The sequence below is a fragment of the Neisseria meningitidis genome, assembly GCF_022869645.1.
GTDB lineage: Bacteria > Pseudomonadota > Gammaproteobacteria > Burkholderiales > Neisseriaceae > Neisseria > Neisseria meningitidis.
In genome coordinates this window covers 626,451-649,515 of the sequence record NZ_CP064367.1, presented here as the reverse complement: position 1 = coordinate 649,515, position 23,065 = coordinate 626,451, and the positions used below count along the sequence as shown (strand labels likewise).

Sequence of the window (23,065 nt, the reverse complement as noted above, 5' to 3'; positions counted from 1 at the left end):
TTTTTAGATACTGAAACTGGTAATTATGTTTATGTAAGCATAAGGAGTTCAGATTGAAGGATTCTACAGGGCAAATGAGGCTGGCAACCAAGGATTTGGCGGAAGCCATTAAACGAGGAGAAGTACGTAGTTCTGCTTTTACAACAAAGCAACTAAAGGCAATCGAAAAAGGAGAATCTAAAATACCGGATTACACTTGGCATCATCATCAAGACACTGGAAGGATGCAATTGATTAATGAAGACTTGCATCATGATACCGGCCATATCGGTTGGAGAGCGATGAGTAAAGGAAAGTAACTATGTGGAAAATCATAAAAGAGGATAGTGATGATTTAGGATTTGCAATTAAATGCTTATTCTCTCAATCTATTGATTTAAATGAATTCAAGTTATGGATTGAACAAGTAATACGCGATATGCCCATCGAGGACATCCCTTTTTATATTTTTGACTTGGCGGATTTCGATGTAGGAATTGGCGATATTGGCAATATTGTAGGTTTTGCTCCGAGTTCCAGCCTGCCGAAATCGAAAAAAAATGCCTTGACCGGCATTGCCTTCTTAAGGGGGATAGATGTCTATGACCCTCCCGTTTCAAAAGAAAAAGCATTAAAAGCCTTAGAGAAATATCCTGAAATTTATCAGAAATTTCAGCATTTCTTTCCGTTTGTAGAGCTGCCTCCGCTTTAAACAGTCAAAATGCCGTCTGAAACAATATTCGGCTTTCAGACGGCATTTTTGATATAAAGCGGATAACTAAAAGAGCGTTTGACAGCAAAGGAACATCTGAAATACCGGATTACACTTGGCATCATCATCAAGATACAGGATGTATTGGTTGGAAAGCGATGAACAAAAGAAGATAATTATGTGGAAAATTTATAAAGAAAATAGCACTGACTTAAATTTTTCCCTAGGTAGTATATATTGCCAAGCAATCAATATTACCGAATTTAAAATGTGGGTCGAAAAAATCATAAGGGAAATGGACTTAGATGAAATTCCAAATTATTTTTTTGATCTAACAGATCTTCAATCACTATTCCATCTAATTGATATTATAGGATTTGTTCCCGAAAATAACTTATCAAAAAATCAGGATAATGCATTAACAGGCATTGCCTTCTTAAGGGGGATAGATGTCTATGACCCTCCCGTTTCAAAAGAAAAAGCATTAAAAGCCTTAGAGAAACATCCTGAAATTTATCAGAAGTTTCGGCATTTCTTTCCGTTTGTAGAACTGCCCCCGCTTTAAACAATCAAAATGCCGTCTGAAACAATATTCGGCTTTCAGACGGCATTTTTGATACAAAGCAGGTAACCAAAAGAGCGTTTGACGGCAAAGGAGAATCTAAAATACCGGATGTATCGGTTGGGAAGCAATGGATAAAGGTAAATAATTATGTGGAAAATTAGTAAAGAAAATTGTGAAGATTTAGGATTTGCAATAGTCTGTATGTTCTATGATGCTATTAATCTTTCTGAATTTAAATTATGGTTGGATATAGTTGTCAGAGATACTCCTATTGATACAATTCCATTGTATATTTTTGATTTGATTGATTTTGATAAGAGTATAGGGGAAATTTATGATGTAATTGGAGTCGTTAATTATGGTTACATTTCAAATGATCAAAAAAATGCATTAACGGGCATTGCCTTCTTAAGGGGGATAGATGTCTATGATCCGCCTATTTCAAAAGAAAAAGCATTAAAAGCCTTAGAGAAACATCCTGAAATTTATCAGAGGTTTCAGCATTTCTTTCCTTTTGTAGAGCTTCCGCTTCTTTAAAGGACAAGATGCCGTCTGAAAAGTTTTCAGACGGCATTTTTTATTTCTTCCAGTAGGCGGGGGTGAAGAGGATGAAGACGGTGAAGATTTCCAGCCTGCCCAAGAGCATGGCGGTAACGCAGATCCATTTCTGCATCACGTCCAAACCGGCGTAATTGCCGGCGGGCCCGACTTCGCCCAGGCCGGGGCCGGCGTTGGTGATGCAGGCGATGACGGCGGTGAAGGCGGTGGTAAATTCCATACCGCTCGCCATCAGCAGGAAGCTGAAGAGGACGACGGTCATAAAGTAGATGAAGATGAAGGACATAACGGTCAGCGCGAGGCGGTCGGGTATGGCCTTGCCGCTGATTTTGACGGTGCGGACGGCTTTGGGGTGCAGCAGCACCATCATTTCGCGCAGGCTGAATTTGAACAGGACGAGGGCGCGTATGGTTTTGATGCCGCCGCCGGTCGAGCCGGAGTTGGCGAGGATGTTGGCGAGGAAAAACATCCACAGGGAAATCAGGAGCGGCCATTGTGCGAAGTCGGTGTTGGCCAGCCCGTTTGCCAGTCCGATGGAGACGAAGTTGAAGGCGGTGTAGCGCAGGGATTCGGTAAAACCGGCGTAATAGCCGGTGTGCCACAGGTACAGGGCGGCGGTAAGGATGCTGCCGGAGAGCAGCAGCAGCATCGTCCGGCATTCTTCGTCTTTCCAATAGGTTTTGAGGCTGCGGCTGTTGAGGGCGGCGAAATGGCTGGCAAAATTGATGCCGCCGACAATGGTGAAAACGATGATGACCGCCTCGATGAGGGGGGAGTTGTAATAAGCTATGCTGGCATCGTGGGTGGAAAATCCGCCCAGCGAGAGGGTCGCCATTGCGTGACAGACGGCATCGAACCAGCTCATCCCGGCAAAATGCAGGCAGGCTGCCGCGAGGATGGTGATCAGGGTGTAGCCGAACCAGAGTTTTTTCGCCACTTGGGAAATGCGCGGCGACATTTTGCTTTCTTTGTCAATGCCGGGGATTTCGGCTTTGAATAACTGCGTGCCGCCTACGCCGAGCATAGGCAGGATGGCGACGGCAAGGACGATGATGCCCATCCCACCCAGCCAGTTGAGCATATGCCGCCAAAAGTTGACGGAGGGGGCGAGCCCGTCGACGTGGGGGATGACGGTCGCGCCGGTGGTGGTCAGTCCCGACATCGATTCAAAAAATGCGTCGGTAAAGCCCATATTCGGGAAATACAGGTACATCGGCATCGCCGCCATAGCGGCAAACGCCAGCCACAACATCAGGACGAGGGTGAAGCCGTCGCGCGGGCGCAGTTCGCGCCTGAACCGGAGGGTGGCGAGCCGGACGATGTACGAGCCGGAAAGGGTAACGGTCGCGGTGGTGGCGAAGGCGGTGTACGCGCCGTCCGAAAAGGCGTAGGAGAGGGCGGCGGGTATCAGCAGGATAAAGGAAAACAGCATACCCAGTCGGGAGAGGACGTGGGCGATGGGCAGGATTTTGTGCATAGTGGGGCGGTCCGTTATTTTGTGAAGCTTTTCCAGTCTATGCCGCCGGCGGCTTGGACTTGGGTAATTTCTTCCGTTTCGAGATTGACGGCGGTCAGCTGTCCGCCCCACAGTGCGCCGGTGTCCAGCGAGATGACGTTGTCGGCATTCGTGTAGCCCAAGGAAGACCAGTGTCCGAAGATGATGGTGTGGTCGAGGTTTTGCCGGTCGGGGGCTTTGAACCACGGGCGCAGGTAAAGCGGCATTTTTTTCACTGTGGATTTGTAGTCGAAATCCAGTTCGTTTTTAAAGGTCAGGGCGCGCATCCGCGTGAAGGCGTTGACGATGAAGCGCAGGCGGGCATAGCCTTCCAAACCTTCGTCCCATGCGGCCGGTTTGTTGCCGTACATTTTGGAGAAGAATTTGACGTATTTTTTGCCGCGCAGTTCGGCTTCGGCTTCTCCGGCGAGCGATTCGGCTTTGGTTATGCGCCATTGCGGCAGGATGCCGGCGTGTACCATCACGCGGTTGCCCTCGCGTATCAACAGCGGTTGCGCGCGCAGCCAGTCGAGCATTTTTCTGCCGTCGGGGTGTTTGAGTATGGGTTCGATTGTGTCGCTGCGTTTGGGCGCGCCTTCGCCGTAGCCGACGGCAAGCAGGTGCAGGTCGTGGTTGCCGAGGACGATTTGCACGCTGTTTTCGTGCCGGATGCAGAATTGCAGCGTTTCGAGGGATTTCGGGCCGCGGTTGACGATGTCGCCCGTCAGCCAGAGGGTGTCTGTGCCGTGGTTGAAGCCGATTTTGCCGAGCAGCGCGGTCAGTTCGTCGAAACAGCCTTGGATGTCGCCGATTGCGTAATGTGCCATTGCAGATGTTGTGAAGTGGGAAAGTGTTGCGGTTCGGACGGCACGGTCTTGAAATATCATGCCGTCTGAACGTGGAATTATGCGTTCAAAACGAGGACGGCTTCGGCTTCGACCTGCACGCCTTTGGGCAGCGAGGCAACGCCGACGGCGGCGCGGGCGGGGAAGGGCTCGGCAATAAATTCCGCCATCACTTCGTTGAAGACGGCGAAGTTGGCAAGGTCGGTCAGGTAGGCGTTGAGCTTGACGATGTCGGCCAGCGTGCCGCCTGCAGCTTCGGCGACGGCCTGCAGGTTTTTAAAGACCTGGCGCGCTTCGGCGCGGAAATCGCCGTTGCCGACAACGGTCATCGTGGCGGGATCGAGGGGGATTTGACCGCTCATGTAAACGGTGTCGCCTGCTCGGACGGCTTGGCTGTATGCGCCGATGGCGGCAGGGGCTTTGTCGGTGTGGATGATGGTTTTGGACATTTCGGATTCCTCAAAAAATAGGGCGGCAGAAGCCGCAGCATTCGGGATTATCGTACAAAACCGCCGGCTTGTGTAGTTGCGGTGGCAGAAAACAAAACCGCCGAAGGCTCGGCGGTTTGCAGAATAAGGCGCATATCAGAATTTGACGCGCACACCGGCGGACAGTTCGCCGGAACGGACGTTTTTGACAGTGTTGACTTTGCCGATGTAGTTGTAGCGGTAGCCGGCATCCAAATCGACATTCGGGGTAACGGCATAGCTTACGCCCGCCAATACGCCGAGGCCGGTGGAGGTTTGGCTGAAGCTGTCGCTGCCGCCCAAGTCGACGGAGGCGCGGTTGAGGCTCAAGCGCGCGCCGAGATACGGTTTGACGGGCGATTGGGTGTCGAAGTCGTAAATGGCGGACGCGCCGATGCTGTAAAGTTTGAAATCGGTGGATGGGGCTTTATAGTTTTTGTAGCGCGTGTAATCGACGGCGAAGCGGAGGTCGTTGATGCGGTAGCCTGCGGAGATGCGCGGGCTGAAGCCTTTGGCAGAACCTAAAGAGCTTGAGGCTTTTGCGTGTGCGGCATCGGCTTGGACGTAAAAGCCGGATGCGCCTTCCGCCAGTGCGGCGGCCGGGAGAGCGAGGGCAATCAGTGTGGCAAGTGCTTTTTTCATATTTTGGTTCCTTTATGGTCAGTTAGAAAAATTGTTAAGAATCCGTTAAAGAATTCTGCTTTATTATACTTAAATTTTCTTTTTGCATCGTAATATTTTTAATACTTCAAGATACGTAGCGGTATCCGGCTGCTTTGCCGACGGCAAAGCCGTTAACCCGCGCGTTGCCTTTAAATGGTGGTGGCGGCATCACGCGGCGGATGGGTGAAACTTGCAAACGGTTTGGAAAAAACAGCGGTATCTGTCGGATTGTTGCAGGTGCAGGCATACGGTTTTTTGTGTGCGTCTGTGCCTTAAGCGTCGGACATTTCCGGCGGCGGCTGTGCCGTCTGAAACGCCCGGCGGGGGATGCGGCTGCGTTTTCCATCGATAAGCATATTTTCCGGACGCGTTCGGGGGGGTTTTCCCGGGCGGCCGCCGATTTGTTTGCGCTTATATAGTGGATTAACAAAAATCAGGACAAGGCGACGAAGCCGCAGACAGTACAGATAGTACGGAACCGATTCACTTGGTGCTTCAGCACCTTAGAGAATCGTTCTCTTTGAGCTAAGGCGAGGCAACGCCGTACTGGTTTTTGTTAATCCACTATAAAAAACACTGCAGCAAATCGTTTAAAAACAAGCGTCCTTTTTCGGTCGGGCGGAATACGGCGGGGTCGGTTTCCAGCAGGCCTTTTTGCCTTGCCGTTTCGATTTGCGCCATGATTTTGGCACTCGGTACGCCCGTGCGCTCCTGCAACATCGCGGTGGGTACGCCGTCGGTCAGGCGCAGGGCGTTCATCATGAATTCGAACGGCAAATCTTCGGCGGCGACGGTTTTGCGTTCGACGGCTTCGCTCGGTCGGTTTTGCATTAAGGCGAGGTAGTCGTTGGGGTGGCGGCGGCGGACGGTGCGCTCGATGCGGTCGGGATAGGAAATTTTGCCGTGCGCGCCCGCGCCTATGCCTAAATAATCGCCGAACTGCCAGTAGTTCAAATTGTGGCGGCACTGCATGGCTGGTTTCGCAAAAGCCGATGTTTCGTAGTGGACAAAACCCGCGCTTTCCAGCGCGCCGTGTACCGCGTCTTCGATGTCGAGGGCGGCTTCGTCTTGCGGCAAACCTTTCGGCGGCGTATGACCGAACGGCGTGTTCGGTTCCATCGTCAGATGATACGCGCTGATGTGGGTCGCACCCGTAGCGATGGCGGTTTGTACGTCGTCCAATGCCGTCTGAACGGTTTGGTTCGGCAGGGCATACATCAAGTCGATATTGACTTTATCAAATAATTTCAAGGCGGTATCGATAGCGGTTAAGGCTTCCTTACCGTTGTGGACGCGCCCCAGCCTTGAGAGCATATCGTCGTTGAAACTCTGTACGCCAATAGAAAGCCGCGTGATGCCTGCGTCTTTAAATCCTTGAAACTTCTCGATTTCAAACGTCCCCGGATTGGCTTCCAACGTAATTTCCGCTTCCGGCTGCAAGCGCAACAGCGAACGCACGCCGCTCAACAAACGGTCAATCGATTCCGCCTGAAACAGGCTGGGCGTACCGCCGCCGAAAAAGATCGTTTCCACCGGTCTGCCCCAAATATTGGGCAATTCAAGCTGCAAGTCGGTCAGCAGCGCGTCGATATAGGCGGCTTCGGGCAATCCGTTTTTCAGGCTGTGGGAATTGAAGTCGCAATACGGGCATTTTTTGATGCACCACGGGATGTGGATGTAAAGCGACAGGGGCGGCAGGGCGGTGAGTCGGGTGCGGTTTGGAAAGGAAATGGTGTGCATGGTGTGGTTCGGAAAAGTGGACAATGCCGTCTGAAGGCGGTTCAGACGGCACAGGTTCAGCCGAGCAGGGTAAGCAGTTCGGCTTCGCTGAGGATGGAAACACCCAAGGCATTGGCTTTTTCCAGCTTGCTGCCCGCGGCTTCTCCAGCGACGACGTAATCGGTTTTTTTGGAAACGCTGCCGGAAACTTTGCCGCCTGCGGCTTCGATTAGGGATTGGGCTTGGTCGCGTTTGAGGGTGGGCAGTGTGCCAGTTAACACGAAGGTTTTGCCCGCTACGGCTTTATTGATGCCGTCTGAACCTTGCGCCGCCTCGTCTTCAGACGGCATTTGCGCGAAGAAGGTTTTCAGGTTTTCGAGTAGGGCGGCGTTTTGTGGTTCGCTGCGCCATGCTTGCCAGTCGGCGGGGAGGGCTTTGTCGTTTTGTAGACCTTCTATGTTTTTACCAGCGAGTTCCCATAAGGCTTGGGCTTTGTTTTCGCTAATTTTGAAGTCGGGCAGGCGGGCGATCCAGCGTTGCGGTTCGGCGTGGCGGGCGGGCGGGATGGTAACGGCTTGGGTTTGCGGGGCAACGCCTGCGGCGAGCAGTTCGTCTATCATCGCCTGCTGTTCGGCTTGGGCGAAGAAGTGGGCAATGGAACGCGCCACTACCGTACCGATGTCGGGCAGGCAGGCGAGGACGGGTTCGGGTGCGCGGCGGACGCGTTCCAATGTGCCGAATGCCTGTGCCAGCGTTTTGGCGGTGCGTTCGCCGACGTGGCGGATGCCGAGCGCGAACAGGAAGCGCGCGAGTTCGGGCGTTTTGCCGGATTCTATGCCTGCGAGGATGTTTTCCGCCCACTTGACCGGTTGTTTTTTATGTTTGCCCGACGCGCCGACCGAACTGCCTTCAGACGGCATTTGATCCGATTCGGCAACGGTTTTGTCCGCCGTTTCCTTCATTTTTTGCAGGGTCGGAATATCGAGGCGGTAGAGGTCGGCGAAGTGGAGGACGAGGTCTTGGGCGACCAGCTGTTCGATTTGTTTTTCACCCAAGCCGTCGATGTCCATGGCTTTGCGCGAGGCGAAGTGGATTAAGCCTTGCGCGCGTTGTGCCTGACAAAGCATACCGCCGCTGCATCGGGCGACGGCTTCGCCTTCTTCGCGTTCGATTTCGCTGCGGCAGATGGGGCAGTGGGTCGGCAGGCGGTAGGGCTTGTGGAGCGGAACGGATTGGGTTTGATTGGCGGACGGTGTTTCGGCAAACAAATCGTCCTGCCGATGCCCGATGCCGTCTGAAACAGCAACGGCGGTTTCCCGCATCGGGCGGCGTTCAAAAATCACGCGCACAACTTCGGGAATCACGTCTCCGGCACGGCGTACGACGACGGTATCGCCGACGCGAACGTCTTTGCGCGATACTTCGTCCTGATTGTGCAGGGTGGCGTTGGTAACGGTTACGCCGCCGACGAATACGGGTTGCAGGCGGGCGACGGGGGTAACCGCGCCGGTGCGCCCGATTTGTACGTCTATGGCTTCGACAATGGTCAGGGCTTCTTCGGCAGGGAATTTGTGGGCAACCGCCCAGCGCGGCGCGCGGGAGATGAAGCCGAGTTCGCGCTGTTGCGCCAAGCTGTTGACTTTGACCACCATGCCGTCGATTTCGTAGGGCAGTTCGGGGCGTTTTTGCTGCATTTGTTCGTAAAACGTCAATACTTCGTCGATATTTTTGAAACAGCCGAAATTGCCGTTGGGCAGACTGAAGCCGAGTGCTTGGAAATAGGCGAGTTCTTGGATGTGTTCTTCCGCGACGAAACCGCCTTGCTGACGGGCGACGGAGTAGGGGAAAAAGTGCAATTTGCGTTGCGCAGTGATGCGCGAATCGAGTTGGCGTAGGCTGCCGGCGGCGGCGTTGCGCGGATTGGCAAAGGGTTTTTGCCCGTTTTCGGCTTGTCTTTTATTGAGGGCGGCAAAATCGGCTTTGAGCATCAGCACTTCGCCGCGCACTTCGATGAGTTCGGGCGTGTTTTCGCCGTGCAGCCGCAGGGGGATATTGGCGACGGTTTTGACGTTTTGGGTAACGTCTTCGCCCGTTGTGCCGTCGCCGCGCGTTGCCGCCTGTACCAATACGCCGTCGCGGTAGAGCAGGCTGATGGCGAGGCCGTCGAATTTGGGTTCGATAACGTATTCGGGTTTGCCGCCGTCCAAACCGTCGCGCACGCGTTGGTCGAAAGCGTACATTTCTGCATGGTCGAACACGCCGTTTTCATCTTGCGGGGAAAAGGCGTTGGTCAGCGACAGCATCGGCACTTCGTGGCGTACTTCGGCAAATCCCGCCAGAGGCTCGCCGCCGACGCGCTGGGTCGGGCTGTCGGGCAGTTTGAGCTCGGGATGGTTTCGTTCCAACGCTTCGAGCTCGCGGAATAATTTGTCGTATTCGGCATCGGGTACGCTGGGCGCGTCGAGGGTGTAGTATTCGTAGGCATAGCGGTTGAGCAGGTCGGTGAGGTGGCGGATGTGTTGTGCGGCAAATTGTTTTATATCACTATCAGACGGTTTAAGAAGATTGGTAAAGTTAGTGTTATGTTTTGAGTTTGGATTCATGAGAGAAGGTTTTCAGACGACCTTTGTCTGATACGGGATGAAACGGGCAAAGGTCGTCTGAAAAATGATAGGTTGAAAACAGCTGAATTTTACCCGAAAAAAAGCGGATATGCCGTAACGACATATCCGCTTTGATTGCATTCGATTTTAGGAGAACAGGCGCAATGCGGTTTTGCCGCCCGGTTCGATACCGACTTTGAGCATCTCGGACTGACGAGCCAATACATAAGTGCGCACGTCTTTGAGCCATTGGGTCGAAACTTCTTCCATTTTGTCGTTGACCAGATTCAGGTTCAACTGGCCGGACAGGCGTACCGCCAAATCCATAAACAAATCGTCGAAGGTTTTTTCGCCTGCCGGAGAGTGCGGGATGTCGAGCAGCATACTGAAGCCTTTATAGGACTGGTTGTCCAAAAGGGCATTGGTAAACGGCTCGTTGTTGAGCGAGCAGATGGAGAACATGGTCGAGCCCGACGTGTCGGTATAGTGGAACGCGCCGTCGTCTTCCAAAACGAAACCCACGCCCGTTACGGCGGAACGCAGTTCTACGCCGCTGATGCTGGTCGGGGAAACCAAATGGATGGCGATAGTCTGGTCGACGCGCGCGCAGAATGCGTCCAGTGCGGAAGCCACTTCGATAAAGGCGGCAAGGTCGGTGTGCAGCGTCTGACCGCCCATGCTGTGTGCGAATGCATCCACCTGGCGGTTGAATGCGGAGAGTTCTTCCTGCGAGGCAAGTCCGTTGCGGCTGACTGCCTGAATACCCACGATAAATGCCTGATAGCGGATGCCCGGGATGGGTTCGGCAATCTGGAAATGGTCGTCCATGGTGCAGCCGACAATCTGGTAGCGGCAGCGGTTGGAAAGGCGCGGCAGTGCGTGCAGTTCTTTGGCTTCGGTCAGCGCGATATAAGAGATGAAGTCGAAGCGCACGTCAAACCAGGGCAGCTCGACCTTCGACAGCTCTTTGAGCGTAATCAGCGGTTTTGCCGGCGTTTGCGGAACGGGAACAGGTTTTGCCGGCGCGTCGGCAGGTTTTGGTGCGGAATGTCCGGTTTGGGGTTCGGGAACGGTGTGGGCGGAGTTGCCGATAATGCCGCTTTCTTCCAAGGCGGTTTCGATTTCGGTTTTGAACGGGGAGGCTTTTGCCTGTTTCTGCTTGGCGATGTAGACGGCATCCTGCTCTTGCAGGTTGCGCATGGCGGGGTCTTGGGATTTTGCCGTTTTTTTGACCGCCGGTTGGGGTTTCGGCATCATGACTGGCCCGCCGGACGGTTTGCCGTCGCGGACATGGCTGGTTTTGCTGTTGAGCAGGGCATCTTTGTCGGAGTGCCCGAACTGGTCGCGCACTTTTTTGCGGTATTGGTTTTCCTGATACATATTGTAGGCGACAACGGCGAGGACGGCGGCGAGGAACAGTACGATGTAAATCATGGCAATCACTTTAAATTTCGGGATGCAGGATGCGCAAAGTGCGGGTACTGCGGTTAAATCGGGCTTGCGTTTCCGGCAGTCTGATGGAACGGCCGGTTATAACGTTTGAATTATAACGAAAATTGCAGGGTCTGACAGCAGTGTGTCGAAATAAGCGGAAATTTTCCGAAATGCCGTCTGAAATCTGTGGTTTTCAGACGGCATTTCTGTCTACGGGAAACCCTTTCTCCCGTATCCGCCGCCAGTCGAAAAAGTGGCCGGGGTCGGTTTTGCGGCCGGGCGCGATGTCCTGATGTCCGGTTACTGCGGTAACGGGGTAGCGGCGGCAGAGTGCTTCCAACAATGTTTCGAGCGAACGGTATTGCGCTTCGGTAAAGGGTTCGAAATCGCAGCCTTCCAATTCGATGCCGATGGAAAATGCGTTGCATTTTTCCCGTCCGCGAAACGAGGATACGCCCGCGTGGTACGCCATATCGCCGCATGATACGAACTGCACCGTTTTGCCGTCGCGTTTGATTAAGAAATGGCTGGATACGCGCAAAGTGTGTATCAGGCTGAAGAACGGATGTCCGTTGGGGTCGAGCCGGTTGGCAAACAGCTTTTCCACAGCATCCGTGCCGTATTCGAACGGCGGCAGTGAAATGTTGTGCAACACGATCAGGGAAACCGTTTCCCCCGTTTCCCTCGGGCTGAAATTGGGCGACGGGGTATGGCGTATGCTTTGAAGCCAGCCGTTTTGCCAGTGTGCTTCGGCGTGATTGTCCATGATGTTCTTCCTGTCCGGCGGGCAATTTGGGTTATACTGTCGCCCGAATTTTAAGACGTATTCCGAATGCTGGGAATCCTACCATGTTGAGAAAATTGTTGAAATGGTCTGCCGTTTTTTTGACCGTATCGGCAGCCGTTTTCGCCGCGCTGCTTTTCGTCCCTAAAGACAACGGCAGGGCATACAGGATTAAAATTGCCAAAAACCAGGGTATTTCGTCGGTCGGCAGGAAACTTGCCGAAGACCGCATCGTGTTCAGCAGGCATGTTTTGACGGCGGCGGCCTACGTTTTGGGTGTGCACAACAGGCTGCATACGGGGACGTACAGACTGCCTTCGGAAGTGTCTGCTTGGGATATCTTGCAGAAAATGCGCGGCGGCAGGCCGGATTCCGTTACCGTGCAGATTATCGAAGGTTCGCGTTTTTCGCATATGAGGAAAGTCATCGACGCAACGCCCGACATCGAACACGACACCAAAGGCTGGAGCAATGAAAAACTGATGGCGGAAGTTGCCCCTGATGCCTTCAGCGGCAATCCTGAAGGGCAGTTTTTCCCCGACAGCTACGAAATCGATGCGGGCGGCAGCGATTTACGGATTTACCAAATCGCCTACAAGGCGATGCAACGCCGACTGAATGAGGCATGGGAAAGCAGGCAGGACGGGCTGCCTTATAAAAACCCTTATGAAATGCTGATTATGGCGAGCCTGATCGAAAAGGAAACAGGGCATGAAGCCGACCGCGACCATGTCGCTTCCGTCTTCGTCAACCGCCTGAAAATCGGTATGCGCCTGCAAACCGACCCGTCCGTGATTTACGGCATGGGTGCGGCATACAAGGGCAAAATCCGTAAAGCCGACCTGCGCCGCGACACGCCGTACAACACCTACACGCGCGGCGGTCTGCCGCCAACCCCGATCGCGCTGCCCGGCAAGGCGGCACTCGATGCCGCCGCCCATCCGTCCGGTGAAAAATACCTGTATTTCGTGTCCAAAATGGACGGTACGGGCTTGAGCCAGTTCAGCCATGATTTGACCGAACACAACGCCGCCGTTCGCAAATATATTTTGAAAAAATAAACCATGCCGTCTGAAAAGTTTGTGTTTTCGGACGGCATACCCTTACCGGAACTGCAAGCATGAAACCGCAATTCATCACTTTGGACGGCATAGACGGTGCCGGCAAATCCACCAACCTTGCCGTCATCAAGGCATGGTTTGAACGGAGGGGGCTGCCCGTGCTGTTCACGCGCGAACCGGGCGGAACGCCGGTCGGTGAGGCCTTGCGCGAAATCCTGCTCAACCCTGAAACCAAAGCCGGTTTGCGTGCGGAAACACTGATGATGTTCGCCGCCAGAATGCAGCATATTGAAGACGTGATATTGCCTGCACTTTCAGACGGCATCCATGTCGTGTCCGACCGTTTTACCGATGCGACCTTCGCCTATCAGGGCGGCGGGCGGGGAATGCCGTCTGAAGACATTGAAATTTTGGAACATTGGGTGCAGGGCGGTTTGCGCCCCGATTTGACCCTGCTGTTGGATGTGCCGCTGGAAGTGTCGATGGCGCGTATCGGGCAGACGCGCGAGAAAGACCGGTTCGAGCAGGAACAGGCAGATTTCTTCATGCGTGTGCGCAGCGTTTATCTGAACCGTGCCGCCGCCTGTCCGGAACGTTACGCCGTTATCGACAGTAACCTCGGCTTGGATGAAGTCAGAAACAGCATAGAAAAAGTGTTGGACAGACATTTCGGCTGTTGATGCGGCAAATATTGAAACAAGCGCATCCGCCCGCGCCGAAAATCAAACGGCAGTGCCGCAGGTGAAAATGGCGGTATGCGCCAAACTTTCGGCATGATAGAATTACGCTCGGTTACAAGGCAGGATGCGTCGGCAATATTAACGAACCGCCCGTAACATGATGACCCGAAAGCGTTTCGGACAGTCCGATTCAAATCTTTTTCTCGCAACAGGATTGACACATGGAAAACTCATTGAAAGAAGCCGCCCTCAAGTTCCACGAATTACCCGTTCCGGGCAAAATTTCCGTTACCCCGACCAAATCTCTGGCGACCGACAAAGATTTGGCGTTGGCGTACTCTCCGGGCGTAGCCGCTCCTTGTATGGAAATCCATGCCGATCCGCAAAATGCCTACAAATACACCGCCAAAGGCAACTTGGTCGCTGTCATTTCCAACGGTACGGCCGTTTTGGGCTTGGGCGACATCGGCGCGCTGGCGGGCAAACCCGTGATGGAAGGCAAAGGCGTATTGTTCAAAAAATTCGCCGGTGTGGACGTGTTCGACATCGAAATCGATGAAAAAGACCCGCAAAAACTCGTGGACATCATCGCCGCTTTAGAGCCGACCTTCGGCGGCATCAACCTCGAAGACATCAAAGCACCCGAGTGTTTCTACATCGAACGCGAATTACGCAAACGCTGCAAAATCCCCGTATTCCACGACGACCAGCACGGCACGGCCATCATTACCGCCGCTGCCGTATTGAACGCCCTGCGTTTTACCGGCCGTAAAATCGAAGAAGCGACTTTGGTGTGTTCCGGCGCAGGTGCGGCCGCGATTGCCTGCTTGAACCAATTGCTGGATTTGGGCTTGAAACGCGAAAACGTGACCGTTTGCGACTCCAAAGGCGTGATTTACCAAACCCGCGAAGACAAAGACCGTATGGACGAGTCCAAACAGTTCTACGCCATTGAAGACAACGGCCAGCGCGTGCTTGCCGATGCCGTCAAAGGCAAAGACATCTTCTTGGGCCTCTCCGGCGCGAACCTGCTGACGCCTGAAATACTGAACACCATGAACGAAAAACCCATCGTGTTCGCTATGGCCAACCCGAATCCGGAAATCCTGCCGCCGCTGGCGAAAGAAACCCGTCCGGACGTGGTTATCGGTACCGGCCGCTCCGACTTCCCGAACCAAGTGAACAATGTATTGTGCTTCCCGTTCATCTTCCGCGGTGCGTTGGATGTCGGCGCGACGACCATCAACGAAGAAATGAAACGCGCCTGCGTGTATGCTTTGGCGGATTTGGCGATGGAAGAGGTAACCGAAGAAGTGGTTGCCGCTTACGGTAAGAAATTTGAATTCGGCGCGGAATACCTGATTCCGACTCCGTTCGATTCCCGCCTGCTGCCGCGCGTTGCTACGGCTGCCGCCAAAGCAGCGATGGAAAGCGGCGTGGCAACCCGTCCGATTGCAGATTTGGAAGCTTACGCTGCCAAGCTGAGCGAATGGAAGCTGTAAGCCGTTTGCGGTTTAAAATGCCGTCTGAACTGTTTTCAGGCGGCATTTTGCTGTCAGATTGATATAGTGGATTAACAAAAATCAGGACAAAGCGACGAAGCCGCAGACAGTACAAATAGTACGGAACCGATTCACTTGGTGTTTCAGCACCTTAGAGAATCGTTCTCTTTGAGCTAAGGCGAGGCAACGCCGTACTGGTTTTTGTTAATCCACTATAAATGAAAGATACTGAAAAATGAAAGAGATGAAACCTGTCCGTTATCATATTGGCGATATGCCCGAGACTTCAAAACAAACCGCCTCCCGTCATGACGACAGGGCAGTGGGTGTTGACGATGATTGTTTTCATGATTCCTTTGGTCAATTTTTGTTTGGGTGTTCGGCAGAGGCAACCCGAACCGCGCCAATTTCTGTAAAGCGCAGTTGCTTATTTACCTGATTGGTTCGCTTATCGGTTTGGTCTTCGCGTTGTTTATAGGTGGGTCTGTATCAGGTACGCATGATTAATGCCCCGGGCTGATTTTGCTTCGAGGATTTGTATCGAATATGCCGAATTGTTTCAAATTTCATACCGTTATCGAACGGCATTGGCAAAAACCTTATCCGGTTTTGTCTTTTCTGCTTAAGCCGCTCTCCGGGCTGTTTGCCAAAATTGCGGCAAAACGGCGGACGGATTTTTTATCGGGAAAACGGCAAAGCGAAAAGCTGCCCGTGCCTGTGGTCGTGGTCGGCAATATTCACGCGGGTGGGACGGGGAAAACGCCGATTGTTGCCGCGCTGGTGTCGGGTTTGCAGGAAAAGGGCGTCAAGGTCGGCATCATCAGCCGGGGCTACGGGCGCAAGAGCAAGGCGGTTCATGTATTGAATGCTGAGAGCCGAGCGGAAGATGCGGGCGATGAGCCTTTGCTGCTGTTCCGCAAAACCGGTGCGCCGACGGCGGTGGGCAGCAGCCGTGCAGAGGCAGGCAGGGCGTTGCTGGCGGCGCATCCCGACATCGGACTGATTGTGGCGGACGACGGTTTGCAGCATTACGCCCTGCGGCGGGATGTGGAAATCGCGGTGTTTCCGGCGGCGGATACGGGGCGCACGGATTTGGATTTACTGCCCAACGGCAATTTGCGCGAACCTTTGTTGCGGCTGGATTCGGTGGATGCGGTCGTCGTCAGCGGCGGCAAGGCGGATGCGCTGTTTAGGCCGTCTGAAAATATGTTTCACAGCCGTATCGAAGCGGGACGGATTTACCGTTTGAACAATCCGTCCGAAATACTGGACACAGGCCGTCTGAAAAATCAAACCGTCGTCGCCGTGGCAGGTATTGCCAAGCCGGCGCGGTTTTTTGATTCGTTGCGGAATATGGGCATTACCGTGAAGCGAACCGTCGCGCTGCCCGACCACGCCGACATTTCGGCGGCAGATTTGCCCGATGCGGACGCGGTCATTATTACGGAGAAAGATGCGGTCAAATTTTCAGACGGCATTTGCACCGATAATGTTTGGGTGTTGCCCGTTTGTGCGATAATCGAACCTGATTTGGCGGCGTTTGTGTTGGAGCGGTTGGAAGATGTACCGAAGGCCGTCTGAAAGCACGGTTTGGGCGGAGTGATTACGGATTTGAATAAGAACGCCTCGCGCCGTCATTCCCGCGCAGGCGGGAATCTAAGTCTCGAATTTTCAGGAATGCCTAGGAGGCTCCAGAAATCCCAAATCTCCGGATTTCCACTTGGACAGGAATGAGAAAACCGGTCGTATTTTTTATCTGCATTAATCATTCATTAAAGGATTGAATATTAAACTGAAAACCTTGTTATTGCCCTTCGCCACGCTGGCATTGTGCACCAATGCTTTTGCCGCCCCGCCCAGCGACGCGTCGTTGGCGCGTTGGCTGGATACGCAGAATTTTGACCGGGATATAGAAAAAAATATGATTGAGGGCTTTAATGCCGGATTTAAACCGTATGCGGACAAAGCCCTTGCCGAAATGCCGGAAGCGAAAAAAGATCAGGCGGCAGAAGCCTTTAACCGTTATCGTGAGAATGTTTTGAAAGATTTGATTACGCCCGAAGTGAAACAGGCTGTCCGCAATACTTTATTGAAGAATGCCCGTGAGATATACACGCAAGAAGAAATTGACGGCATGATTGCCTTTTACGGTTCGCCTGTCGGTCAGTCCGTCGTTGCCAAAAATCCGCGCTTAATCAAGAAATCGATGAGTGAAATAGCGGTATCTTGGACTGCATTGTCAGGGAAAATCGCGCAACATCATCTGCCCGAGTTTACGGAAGAGTTGCGGCGCATCATCTGCGGCGGTAAAAATCCCGATGCGGGCTGTAAACAAGCCGGACAGGTTGGGAAAAGGCATCAGAAATAAATGATAGCCGTCTGAAATATTGAAGAGGGCATCCGATTGATTGAACCATCAAACCCGAAAGCAACCCTATGGAAAAAAAATTCTTAGACATCCTCGTCTGCCCCGTTACCAAAGGCAGGCTGGAATATCATCAGGACAAACAGGAATTGTGGAGCCGTCAGGCGAAGCTTGCCTATCCGATTAAAGACGGCATTCCCTATATGCTGGAAAACGAAGCGCGAGCGTTGAGCGAAGAGGAACTCAAAGCATGACCGAATTCGTCGTATTGATTCCGGCGCGGCTGGATTCGTCGCGCCTGCCTGGAAAAGCCTTGGCGGACATCCACGGCAAACCGATGGTCGTGCGCGTTGCCGAACAGGCGGCAAAAAGTAAAGCCGCGCGCGTCGTCGTCGCCACCGACCATCCCGATATTCAGACGGTCTGTCAGGCGCACGGCATCGAAGCGGTTATGACTTCAAACCGGCACGAAAGCGGCACGACGCGCCTTGCTGAAGCTGCCGCCGCGCTGAAGCTGCCGCCGCATCTGGTGGTTGTCAACGTACAGGGCGACGAGCCGCTGATTGCCCCCGAACTCATCGACCGCACCGCCGAAGTACTCGTCGAAAACAACGTCCAAATGGCGACCGCCGCCCACGAATTGCACGATTTCGACGAATTGATGAATCCCAATGCCGTCAAAGTCGTCCTCGACAAAAACCGCAACGCCATCTACTTCAGCCGCGCCCCGATTCCCTATCCGCGCGATGCAATGCGTGCCGGAAAACGCGAAATGCCGTCTGAAACCGCCGTCCTGCGCCATATCGGCATCTACGCTTACCGCGCCGGCTTCCTGCAACGCTATGCCGAAATGAGCGTTTCGCCGCTGGAAACCATCGAATCGCTGGAACAGCTGCGCGTCCTGTGGCACGGTTATCCCATTGCCGTCGAAACCGCCAAAGAAGCCCCCGCCGCCGGTGTGGATACGCAGGAAGATTTGGACAGGGTCCGCGCCGTATTTCAGACCGTATAAAACAGGTTCAAAGGGAAAAGATATGCAGCAACATATTGAAAAGTGGCAGCACTTGAGCCGTGAAGAACAGAAAATCCTTGCTGAAGTATGGGGTCTCGTGCAAAACGACGATCAGGAGGTTCACTATGAAATGCTCAAATTGAACGCACCCGACGAAGCCAGTGGCGAATTTTGGTTCAGAATGGCAGAAACACTCAGCACCCTGCCGCCCAACCGTTCCCTCGACCTTAGAATGAACGGCGGCAGGCTGGCGACCGCCGTATCCATCCTTTCCGTCATGATTGAAGACAATCCCGACATACCGCAGCTTTGGGCGCAAAAAATTACCGCGCTCAATTATAGTGGATTAAATTTAAACCAGTACGGCGTTGCCTCGCCTTGTCGTACTATCTGTACTGTCTGCGGCTTCGTCGCCTTGTCCTGATTTTTGTTAATCCACTATATTTGGCACACGGACACAAAGCCCGTGCCGACGGTTTGGCACAACAGCCCGACAAAGCGGCAGAAGCCAACGAGGAGGAATACCTGACCAAAGCCCTGTCGCAAAACCTGCTGTCAACATTGGATGTCGCGCTTGCACGTTTTCCTGAAGACGCGTGGTTTCAGGAAATCAAACAGGATGCACAAAAGCATTTTGCTTGAGGATGTGGCAGTCAGGAATATTTCCATTCAGGAAGAAAAGAAGTGCCTGATTGGGTATAATCAGGGTAAATCTTATTTTATTTCAAAAGATTAATATTTGCTTTCTGTTTTTCCTTGACGGTATCGGAAAAGTTGATTATAGTTACAGCTTCCTTAGGAGTAATGGCTGAGAGGCTGAAGGCACTTCCCTGCTAAGGAAGCATGTGGGGTCAACCTGCATCGAGGGTTCGAATCCCTCTTACTCCGCCAGATAAAAAATAGACGCTGTGTTTTACAGCGTCTATTTTTTATGCAATTTTATAGCGGGTTGGTGCAAAACCAGTATGGTATTGCCGTGTCTTGATTCTGAATTTTGTTATAGTGGATTAACAAAAACCAGTACGGCGTTGCCTCGCCTTAGCTCAAAGAGAACGATTCTCTAAGGTGCTGGAGCACCAAGTGAATCGGCTCCGTACTATTTGTACTGTCTGCGGCTTCGTCGCCTTGTCCTGATTTTTGTTAATCCACTATAATCCGAGATGCTTGCCGTTTATTTCCGCCTCGTTCAAACGGCGGCTCTGATTTGCGCGGTTTCTGTTTGCCGTATTCGCCTATCCGTACCGCAAATGTTATACTGGGAAAAATTTACTGATTGTGTTTTACGGCATATTTGCCGATAGGATGGAAGAGACAAATGAGCAGAATCCGGCAGGCTTTTGCCGCTTTGGATGGCGGAAAGGCATTGATTCCCTATATTACGGTGGGCGACCCCGATATTCGGACAACTTTGGCATTGATGCACGGCATGGTTGCAAACGGTGCGGATATTTTGGAGTTGGGTGTGCCGTTTTCCGATCCGATGGCGGATGGGCCGGTTATTCAGCGTGCGGCGGAGCGGGCGTTGGCAAACGGGATTTCGCTGCGCGATGTCTTGGATGTCGTCAGAAAATTCCGTGAAACCGACACGCAAACGCCGGTTGTTTTGATGGGATATTTGAACCCTGTACATAAGATGGGTTATCGGGAGTTTGCTCAGGAAGCCGCAAAGGCGGGTGTGGACGGCGTGTTGACGGTGGATTCCCCTGTCGAAACCATCGATCCGCTCTATCGCGAGCTGAAGGATAACGGGGTCGACTGTATTTTCCTGATTGCGCCGACGACGACGGAAGACCGTATTAAAACCATTGCCGAGCTGGCAGGCGGATTTGTCTATTATGTTTCGCTCAAGGGCGTAACGGGCGCGGCAAGTTTGGATACGGATGAGGTTTCGCGTAAAATAGAGTATTTGCATCAGTATATCGATATTCCCATCGGTGTCGGTTTCGGCATCAGCAATGCGGAAAGCGCGCGCAAAATCGGCCGGGTTGCCGAAGCGGTCATTGTCGGCAGCCGGATTGTGAAAGAGATTGAAAACAATGCGGGCAACGAGGCTGCGGTCGTCGGTGCTTTGGTCAAAGAGTTGAAGGATGCCGTGCGCTGATTCTGTCACGCATTCTAAATATTTTAGGAGTTGTCCATGAGCTGGTTAGATAAAATCCTGCCACCCAAAATCAAAAACCGCAGCAAAGACGGTTCTTCCAATGTTCCCGAGGGTTTGTGGCACAAATGTCCGTCTTGTTCGGCAACCGTTTATTCGACCGAGTTGCAGCAGAACAATCAGGTTTGTCCGAAATGCAACCACCACAATCCGTTGTCGGCACGACAACGCCTGAATCTGCTTTTGGATGAGGATGGCAGAGAGGAGGTTGCCGGAAATGTCAAACCGACAGATCCTTTGAAGTTTAAAGACGGCAAAAAATATCCGGATCGTTTGAGTGCGGCACGCAAGCTGACCGGGGAAGATGATGCTTTGGTGGTAATGAAAGGCAAGATGAACGGTCTGCCCGTTGTGGTTGCTGCGTTTGAGTTCCGCTTTATCGGCGGTTCGATGGGTTCGGTTGTGGGCGAACGATTCGTACAGGGCGTCCGCCGGGCGGTTGCCGACAATTGTCCGTTCGTCTGTGTGGCGGCTTCCGGCGGTGCGCGTATGCAGGAGGGTGTGAACTCATTGATGCAGATGACGAAAACCAGTGCCGCGCTGCATTTGCTGACGGAAAAACGCCTGCCGTTTATATCGGTGTTGACCGATCCGACTATGGGCGGCGTATCCGCCAGCTTCGCATTTTTGGGTGATGTTGTGCTTGCCGAACCGAACGCGCTGATCGGTTTTGCCGGTCCGCGCGTGATTGAGCAGACGGTGCGCGAAACGCTGCCGGAAGGCTTCCAACGCGCCGAGTTCCTGCTGGAAAAAGGCGCAATCGACCAGATTGTCGACCGCCGCGATATGAAGCGGCGCATCAGTGATTTGATTACGCTGTTGTGCCGTCAGGACAAAGTTTCTGCCGCCTGATGGCTGATGAATCGAATACCGTCTGAAACCGATGTTTCAGACGGTATTTTTGTGTCTGGTTATTTGTCGTGCGGCTTTATCGACGGGGCATAGCGTCCGGCACGTTCTTTCAGGCGTTGTACCAAACCTTTCGTGTCGGCGGGTACACCGCCCTCGCAGAATGCCTGATACAGGACGGTGCGCAGTGCGTCGTTGCGGCTTAATGTACCGCCTATCGGTTTCCATTCGGCGTTTCGGGGCTGTATCCAGCGGCGGTTGACCGTGTCGCCGTAGCCGAACACTTTGTAGGAGGAAAGTTTGTCGTTGCCGAACCTGATGGAGAAGCGGGCGCAGAATATGCCTTCGGCAGTCAGGTTGTCGTAGCCTTTGTCGGAGCGGATATTGAGAATGTAGCGGATGCTGCCGTCGGGCGCGGGCATAATTTGCAGGCTGTCGAGCAGGATTTTCGGCTGTTTGCCGTAATTTTCATCCACATAAATGTCGAACCAGCCGTCCGAGTGCGTATCGGGCAGCGGCGGCAGTTTGGCGGTATGTTCTTTAAATTCGCGGGCGGCGGCCTCTTCGGGCGTTTCGCGGTAGCGGGTGTTGATCGGCGTGTCTTTTTGGCTGAAGCCGGCAGCGAGGGACGTGCCGGCGGCGAGTGCGAGCAGCAGGAGGGCGGTGCGGCGCATAAGTTTCTCCAAATTGAAAACGGCGTTATTTTATGGGTTGGCAAAGGGGGCTGCAAGCAACTGGGGTATAATCTCCCCCCGATTCCCATTTTTTAAACGGTACAAACGATGAACAGCGAAACTTTAGACGTAACCGGATTGAAATGTCCCCTGCCGATTTTGCGGGCGAAAAAGGCTTTGGCGCAAATGCAGCAGGGCGACGTGTTGACCGTTCTGGCAACCGACGGCGGCGCACCGGGGGATTTTGAGGCTTTTTGCCGCCAAACCGGTCATGTGCTGTTGGATGCTTCCGAACAGGACGGCGTGTTCACGCTGGTCGTCCAACACAAATAAATGCCGTCTGAAATGCGGATGTCCCGATTGATGTTATTGCTGTCGGCATTTGTGCTTGCTGCGTGTAATGCCCAAAACCGGCAATCCGGTGTACGGCATCAGGATTTCGCGCGTGTAGCCGTCGATTTGTTTCGGAGTGCCTGCGTCCTGACTCAAGGCAGTTTTGAATCGGTTTCCAAGTTTGCCGCTGTCGGACATTTTGTCCCTGTCGGAAAGGAAGACCTGTCCCATCTGCCGCCCACTGTTGCAGAACCCGATGTACAGGCGTTGTGGACGCTTGAACGCGATGGCGGCATTTATTATTTGAGCCTGACGCGCGACAGTTGCAGTGTGAAAGCCGAGCGGGCAGACAGTGCCGCGCTGTTGGAACATTTTGACGGACTTGTCCGACAGCCGCCGAAAAATGCCAATATAGAATTGAGGGCGGAACAGTCGGTGCAGGCATCATTTGAAATCCGCCAAGTCAGCTATGCCTGGCGGGAAGCGGGCAGCTCCGAAGAAACCGTATTGACCGCACAAACCGCCGATTCCCCGGATTTACCCGTACAGGCAGTTTTGAACCTGACGCACCGTTCCCACAACGGGAAACCCCTAATTCTCCCCTAAC

26 protein-coding genes, 1 tRNA gene and 3 pseudogenes are annotated in these 23,065 nt (G+C 53.2%); 20 read left to right on the top strand and 10 right to left on the bottom strand.

Going from position 1 to position 23,065, the window contains the following annotated elements:
- Positions 1-53 precede the first annotated feature (53 nt).
- The 5 genes and pseudogenes from IUJ45_RS03445 to IUJ45_RS03430 all read left to right on the top strand — a co-directional run bounded on the left by IUJ45_RS03445 (position 54) and on the right by IUJ45_RS03430 (position 1,793).
- A complete protein-coding gene (locus IUJ45_RS03445) occupies positions 54-299 on the top strand; it encodes an HNH endonuclease (RefSeq protein WP_002217735.1) in 246 nt (81 codons plus the stop codon).
- 2 nt (positions 300-301) lie between these two features.
- Positions 302-691, top strand: coding sequence for a hypothetical protein (locus tag IUJ45_RS03440; protein ID WP_002222814.1), 390 nt, complete (start codon positions 302-304; stop codon positions 689-691).
- A gap of 86 nt (positions 692-777) precedes the next feature.
- Positions 778-867: pseudogene (locus IUJ45_RS11165) on the top strand (HNH endonuclease); the annotation flags it as partial.
- 2 nt (positions 868-869) lie between these two features.
- Positions 870-1,256: a hypothetical protein gene (locus IUJ45_RS03435; RefSeq protein WP_002246055.1), complete on the top strand. Its 387-nt coding sequence runs from the start codon at positions 870-872 to the stop codon at positions 1,254-1,256.
- Positions 1,257-1,403: 147 nt separating this feature from the next.
- Positions 1,404-1,793: a hypothetical protein gene (locus IUJ45_RS03430; protein ID WP_002234721.1), complete on the top strand. Its 390-nt coding sequence runs from the start codon at positions 1,404-1,406 to the stop codon at positions 1,791-1,793.
- A 40-nt stretch (positions 1,794-1,833) separates the two neighbouring features.
- Here IUJ45_RS03430 and IUJ45_RS03425 read toward each other — a convergent pair whose 3' ends face one another.
- From IUJ45_RS03425 to ampD, 9 genes are all read right to left on the bottom strand, one after another.
- Entirely contained in the window at positions 1,834-3,291 is a 1,458-nt protein-coding gene (locus IUJ45_RS03425; protein ID WP_002223955.1) for a TrkH family potassium uptake protein, read from the bottom strand.
- A gap of 14 nt (positions 3,292-3,305) precedes the next feature.
- On the bottom strand, positions 3,306-4,136 hold the full coding sequence (locus IUJ45_RS03420; RefSeq protein WP_002231975.1) for a symmetrical bis(5'-nucleosyl)-tetraphosphatase: 831 nt from the start codon (positions 4,134-4,136) through the stop codon (positions 3,306-3,308).
- A gap of 77 nt (positions 4,137-4,213) precedes the next feature.
- On the bottom strand, positions 4,214-4,603 hold the full coding sequence (locus IUJ45_RS03415) for a RidA family protein (protein WP_002231976.1): 390 nt from the start codon (positions 4,601-4,603) through the stop codon (positions 4,214-4,216).
- A gap of 135 nt (positions 4,604-4,738) precedes the next feature.
- Positions 4,739-5,263: an outer membrane beta-barrel protein NspA gene (gene nspA, locus IUJ45_RS03410; protein WP_002231979.1), complete on the bottom strand. Its 525-nt coding sequence runs from the start codon at positions 5,261-5,263 to the stop codon at positions 4,739-4,741.
- A 106-nt stretch (positions 5,264-5,369) separates the two neighbouring features.
- A complete protein-coding gene (locus IUJ45_RS03405) occupies positions 5,370-5,630 on the bottom strand; it encodes a hypothetical protein (RefSeq protein WP_025459064.1) in 261 nt (86 codons plus the stop codon).
- A 218-nt stretch (positions 5,631-5,848) separates the two neighbouring features.
- A complete protein-coding gene (hemW, locus tag IUJ45_RS03400) occupies positions 5,849-7,024 on the bottom strand; it encodes a radical SAM family heme chaperone HemW (protein ID WP_002231981.1) in 1,176 nt (391 codons plus the stop codon).
- A 56-nt stretch (positions 7,025-7,080) separates the two neighbouring features.
- The gene (ligA, locus tag IUJ45_RS03395) at positions 7,081-9,606 is read right to left on the bottom strand and encodes an NAD-dependent DNA ligase LigA (RefSeq protein WP_002231983.1); all 2,526 of its coding nucleotides are present in this window, start codon (positions 9,604-9,606) and stop codon (positions 7,081-7,083) included.
- Positions 9,607-9,753: 147 nt separating this feature from the next.
- Entirely contained in the window at positions 9,754-11,040 is a 1,287-nt protein-coding gene (locus IUJ45_RS03390) for a cell division protein ZipA C-terminal FtsZ-binding domain-containing protein (RefSeq protein ID WP_002231985.1), read from the bottom strand.
- A 193-nt stretch (positions 11,041-11,233) separates the two neighbouring features.
- Positions 11,234-11,806, bottom strand: a complete 573-nt coding sequence (ampD, locus tag IUJ45_RS03385; protein ID WP_002231986.1) for a 1,6-anhydro-N-acetylmuramyl-L-alanine amidase AmpD — start codon at positions 11,804-11,806, stop codon at positions 11,234-11,236.
- An 83-nt stretch (positions 11,807-11,889) separates the two neighbouring features.
- Here ampD and mltG point away from each other — a divergent pair, with 83 nt between their 5' ends.
- The 13 genes and pseudogenes from mltG to accD all read left to right on the top strand — a co-directional run bounded on the left by mltG (position 11,890) and on the right by accD (position 21,454).
- Complete coding sequence (mltG, locus tag IUJ45_RS03380) at positions 11,890-12,885, top strand: endolytic transglycosylase MltG (RefSeq protein ID WP_002214193.1); 996 nt, start codon at positions 11,890-11,892, stop codon at positions 12,883-12,885.
- A gap of 59 nt (positions 12,886-12,944) precedes the next feature.
- Positions 12,945-13,565, top strand: a complete 621-nt coding sequence (gene tmk / locus IUJ45_RS03375; RefSeq protein WP_002214191.1) for a dTMP kinase — start codon at positions 12,945-12,947, stop codon at positions 13,563-13,565.
- 221 nt (positions 13,566-13,786) lie between these two features.
- Positions 13,787-15,067, top strand: a complete 1,281-nt coding sequence (locus IUJ45_RS03370; protein ID WP_002231988.1) for a malic enzyme-like NAD(P)-binding protein — start codon at positions 13,787-13,789, stop codon at positions 15,065-15,067.
- A 235-nt stretch (positions 15,068-15,302) separates the two neighbouring features.
- A complete protein-coding gene (locus IUJ45_RS03365; RefSeq protein ID WP_204782828.1) occupies positions 15,303-15,506 on the top strand; it encodes a hypothetical protein in 204 nt (67 codons plus the stop codon).
- Between the two features lie 107 nt (positions 15,507-15,613).
- Complete coding sequence (gene lpxK / locus IUJ45_RS03360) at positions 15,614-16,648, top strand: tetraacyldisaccharide 4'-kinase (protein WP_002231989.1); 1,035 nt, start codon at positions 15,614-15,616, stop codon at positions 16,646-16,648.
- 205 nt (positions 16,649-16,853) lie between these two features.
- A complete protein-coding gene (locus IUJ45_RS03355; protein ID WP_033908575.1) occupies positions 16,854-17,435 on the top strand; it encodes a DUF2059 domain-containing protein in 582 nt (193 codons plus the stop codon).
- A gap of 68 nt (positions 17,436-17,503) precedes the next feature.
- Entirely contained in the window at positions 17,504-17,686 is a 183-nt protein-coding gene (locus IUJ45_RS03350; RefSeq protein WP_002221286.1) for a Trm112 family protein, read from the top strand.
- On the top strand, positions 17,683-18,444 hold the full coding sequence (gene kdsB, locus IUJ45_RS03345; protein ID WP_002231990.1) for a 3-deoxy-manno-octulosonate cytidylyltransferase: 762 nt from the start codon (positions 17,683-17,685) through the stop codon (positions 18,442-18,444). Before IUJ45_RS03350 ends, kdsB begins: the two co-directional genes overlap by 4 nt.
- Before the next feature lie 22 nt (positions 18,445-18,466).
- A pseudogene (locus tag IUJ45_RS03340) lies at positions 18,467-18,784 on the top strand (3-deoxy-manno-octulosonate cytidylyltransferase); the annotation flags it as partial.
- Between the two features lie 104 nt (positions 18,785-18,888).
- Positions 18,889-19,086, top strand: a pseudogene (locus IUJ45_RS03335) (3-deoxy-manno-octulosonate cytidylyltransferase); the annotation flags it as partial.
- Positions 19,087-19,242: 156 nt separating this feature from the next.
- Positions 19,243-19,335: transfer RNA gene (locus IUJ45_RS03330), tRNA-Ser, on the top strand.
- Between the two features lie 424 nt (positions 19,336-19,759).
- Complete coding sequence (gene trpA / locus IUJ45_RS03325; RefSeq protein WP_002227527.1) at positions 19,760-20,545, top strand: tryptophan synthase subunit alpha; 786 nt, start codon at positions 19,760-19,762, stop codon at positions 20,543-20,545.
- A gap of 36 nt (positions 20,546-20,581) precedes the next feature.
- Positions 20,582-21,454: an acetyl-CoA carboxylase, carboxyltransferase subunit beta gene (accD, locus tag IUJ45_RS03320; RefSeq protein WP_002231994.1), complete on the top strand. Its 873-nt coding sequence runs from the start codon at positions 20,582-20,584 to the stop codon at positions 21,452-21,454.
- A 59-nt stretch (positions 21,455-21,513) separates the two neighbouring features.
- Here the strand turns inward: accD and IUJ45_RS03315 are convergent, their stop codons facing one another.
- Positions 21,514-22,125, bottom strand: coding sequence for a CNP1-like family protein (locus IUJ45_RS03315; RefSeq protein ID WP_002236809.1), 612 nt, complete (start codon positions 22,123-22,125; stop codon positions 21,514-21,516).
- A gap of 108 nt (positions 22,126-22,233) precedes the next feature.
- Between IUJ45_RS03315 and IUJ45_RS03310 the strand changes: the two genes are divergently transcribed.
- Together IUJ45_RS03310 and IUJ45_RS03305 are read left to right on the top strand one after the other, a co-directional pair.
- The gene (locus tag IUJ45_RS03310; protein ID WP_002222784.1) at positions 22,234-22,458 is read left to right on the top strand and encodes a sulfurtransferase TusA family protein; all 225 of its coding nucleotides are present in this window, start codon (positions 22,234-22,236) and stop codon (positions 22,456-22,458) included.
- A gap of 12 nt (positions 22,459-22,470) precedes the next feature.
- Positions 22,471-23,064, top strand: a complete 594-nt coding sequence (locus tag IUJ45_RS03305) for an NMCC_0638 family (lipo)protein (protein ID WP_002247800.1) — start codon at positions 22,471-22,473, stop codon at positions 23,062-23,064.
- The last annotated feature ends 1 nt before the right edge of the window (position 23,065 follow it).

Excerpts from the sequence above, each read along its gene's own strand:
- IUJ45_RS03440 (WP_002222814.1), top strand. The coding sequence starts at position 302 with ATGTGGAAAATCATAAAAGAGGATAGTGATGATTTAGGATTTGCAATT.
- IUJ45_RS03435 (WP_002246055.1), top strand. The coding sequence starts at position 870 with ATGTGGAAAATTTATAAAGAAAATAGCACTGACTTAAATTTTTCCCTA.
- IUJ45_RS03430 (WP_002234721.1), top strand. The coding sequence starts at position 1,404 with ATGTGGAAAATTAGTAAAGAAAATTGTGAAGATTTAGGATTTGCAATA.
- IUJ45_RS03425 (WP_002223955.1), bottom strand. The coding sequence starts at position 3,291 with ATGCACAAAATCCTGCCCATCGCCCACGTCCTCTCCCGACTGGGTATG.
- IUJ45_RS03420 (WP_002231975.1), bottom strand. The coding sequence starts at position 4,136 with ATGGCACATTACGCAATCGGCGACATCCAAGGCTGTTTCGACGAACTG.
- IUJ45_RS03415 (WP_002231976.1), bottom strand. The coding sequence starts at position 4,603 with ATGTCCAAAACCATCATCCACACCGACAAAGCCCCTGCCGCCATCGGC.
- nspA (WP_002231979.1), bottom strand. The coding sequence starts at position 5,263 with ATGAAAAAAGCACTTGCCACACTGATTGCCCTCGCTCTCCCGGCCGCC.
- IUJ45_RS03405 (WP_025459064.1), bottom strand. The coding sequence starts at position 5,630 with ATGGAAAACGCAGCCGCATCCCCCGCCGGGCGTTTCAGACGGCACAGC.
- hemW (WP_002231981.1), bottom strand. The coding sequence starts at position 7,024 with ATGCACACCATTTCCTTTCCAAACCGCACCCGACTCACCGCCCTGCCG.
- ligA (WP_002231983.1), bottom strand. The coding sequence starts at position 9,606 with ATGAATCCAAACTCAAAACATAACACTAACTTTACCAATCTTCTTAAA.
- IUJ45_RS03390 (WP_002231985.1), bottom strand. The coding sequence starts at position 11,040 with ATGATTTACATCGTACTGTTCCTCGCCGCCGTCCTCGCCGTTGTCGCC.
- ampD (WP_002231986.1), bottom strand. The coding sequence starts at position 11,806 with ATGGACAATCACGCCGAAGCACACTGGCAAAACGGCTGGCTTCAAAGC.
- mltG (WP_002214193.1), top strand. The coding sequence starts at position 11,890 with ATGTTGAGAAAATTGTTGAAATGGTCTGCCGTTTTTTTGACCGTATCG.
- tmk (WP_002214191.1), top strand. The coding sequence starts at position 12,945 with ATGAAACCGCAATTCATCACTTTGGACGGCATAGACGGTGCCGGCAAA.
- IUJ45_RS03370 (WP_002231988.1), top strand. The coding sequence starts at position 13,787 with ATGGAAAACTCATTGAAAGAAGCCGCCCTCAAGTTCCACGAATTACCC.
- IUJ45_RS03365 (WP_204782828.1), top strand. The coding sequence starts at position 15,303 with ATGAAAGAGATGAAACCTGTCCGTTATCATATTGGCGATATGCCCGAG.
- lpxK (WP_002231989.1), top strand. The coding sequence starts at position 15,614 with ATGCCGAATTGTTTCAAATTTCATACCGTTATCGAACGGCATTGGCAA.
- IUJ45_RS03350 (WP_002221286.1), top strand. The coding sequence starts at position 17,504 with ATGGAAAAAAAATTCTTAGACATCCTCGTCTGCCCCGTTACCAAAGGC.
- kdsB (WP_002231990.1), top strand. The coding sequence starts at position 17,683 with ATGACCGAATTCGTCGTATTGATTCCGGCGCGGCTGGATTCGTCGCGC.
- trpA (WP_002227527.1), top strand. The coding sequence starts at position 19,760 with ATGAGCAGAATCCGGCAGGCTTTTGCCGCTTTGGATGGCGGAAAGGCA.
- accD (WP_002231994.1), top strand. The coding sequence starts at position 20,582 with ATGAGCTGGTTAGATAAAATCCTGCCACCCAAAATCAAAAACCGCAGC.
- IUJ45_RS03315 (WP_002236809.1), bottom strand. The coding sequence starts at position 22,125 with ATGCGCCGCACCGCCCTCCTGCTGCTCGCACTCGCCGCCGGCACGTCC.
- IUJ45_RS03310 (WP_002222784.1), top strand. The coding sequence starts at position 22,234 with ATGAACAGCGAAACTTTAGACGTAACCGGATTGAAATGTCCCCTGCCG.
- IUJ45_RS03305 (WP_002247800.1), top strand. The coding sequence starts at position 22,471 with ATGCGGATGTCCCGATTGATGTTATTGCTGTCGGCATTTGTGCTTGCT.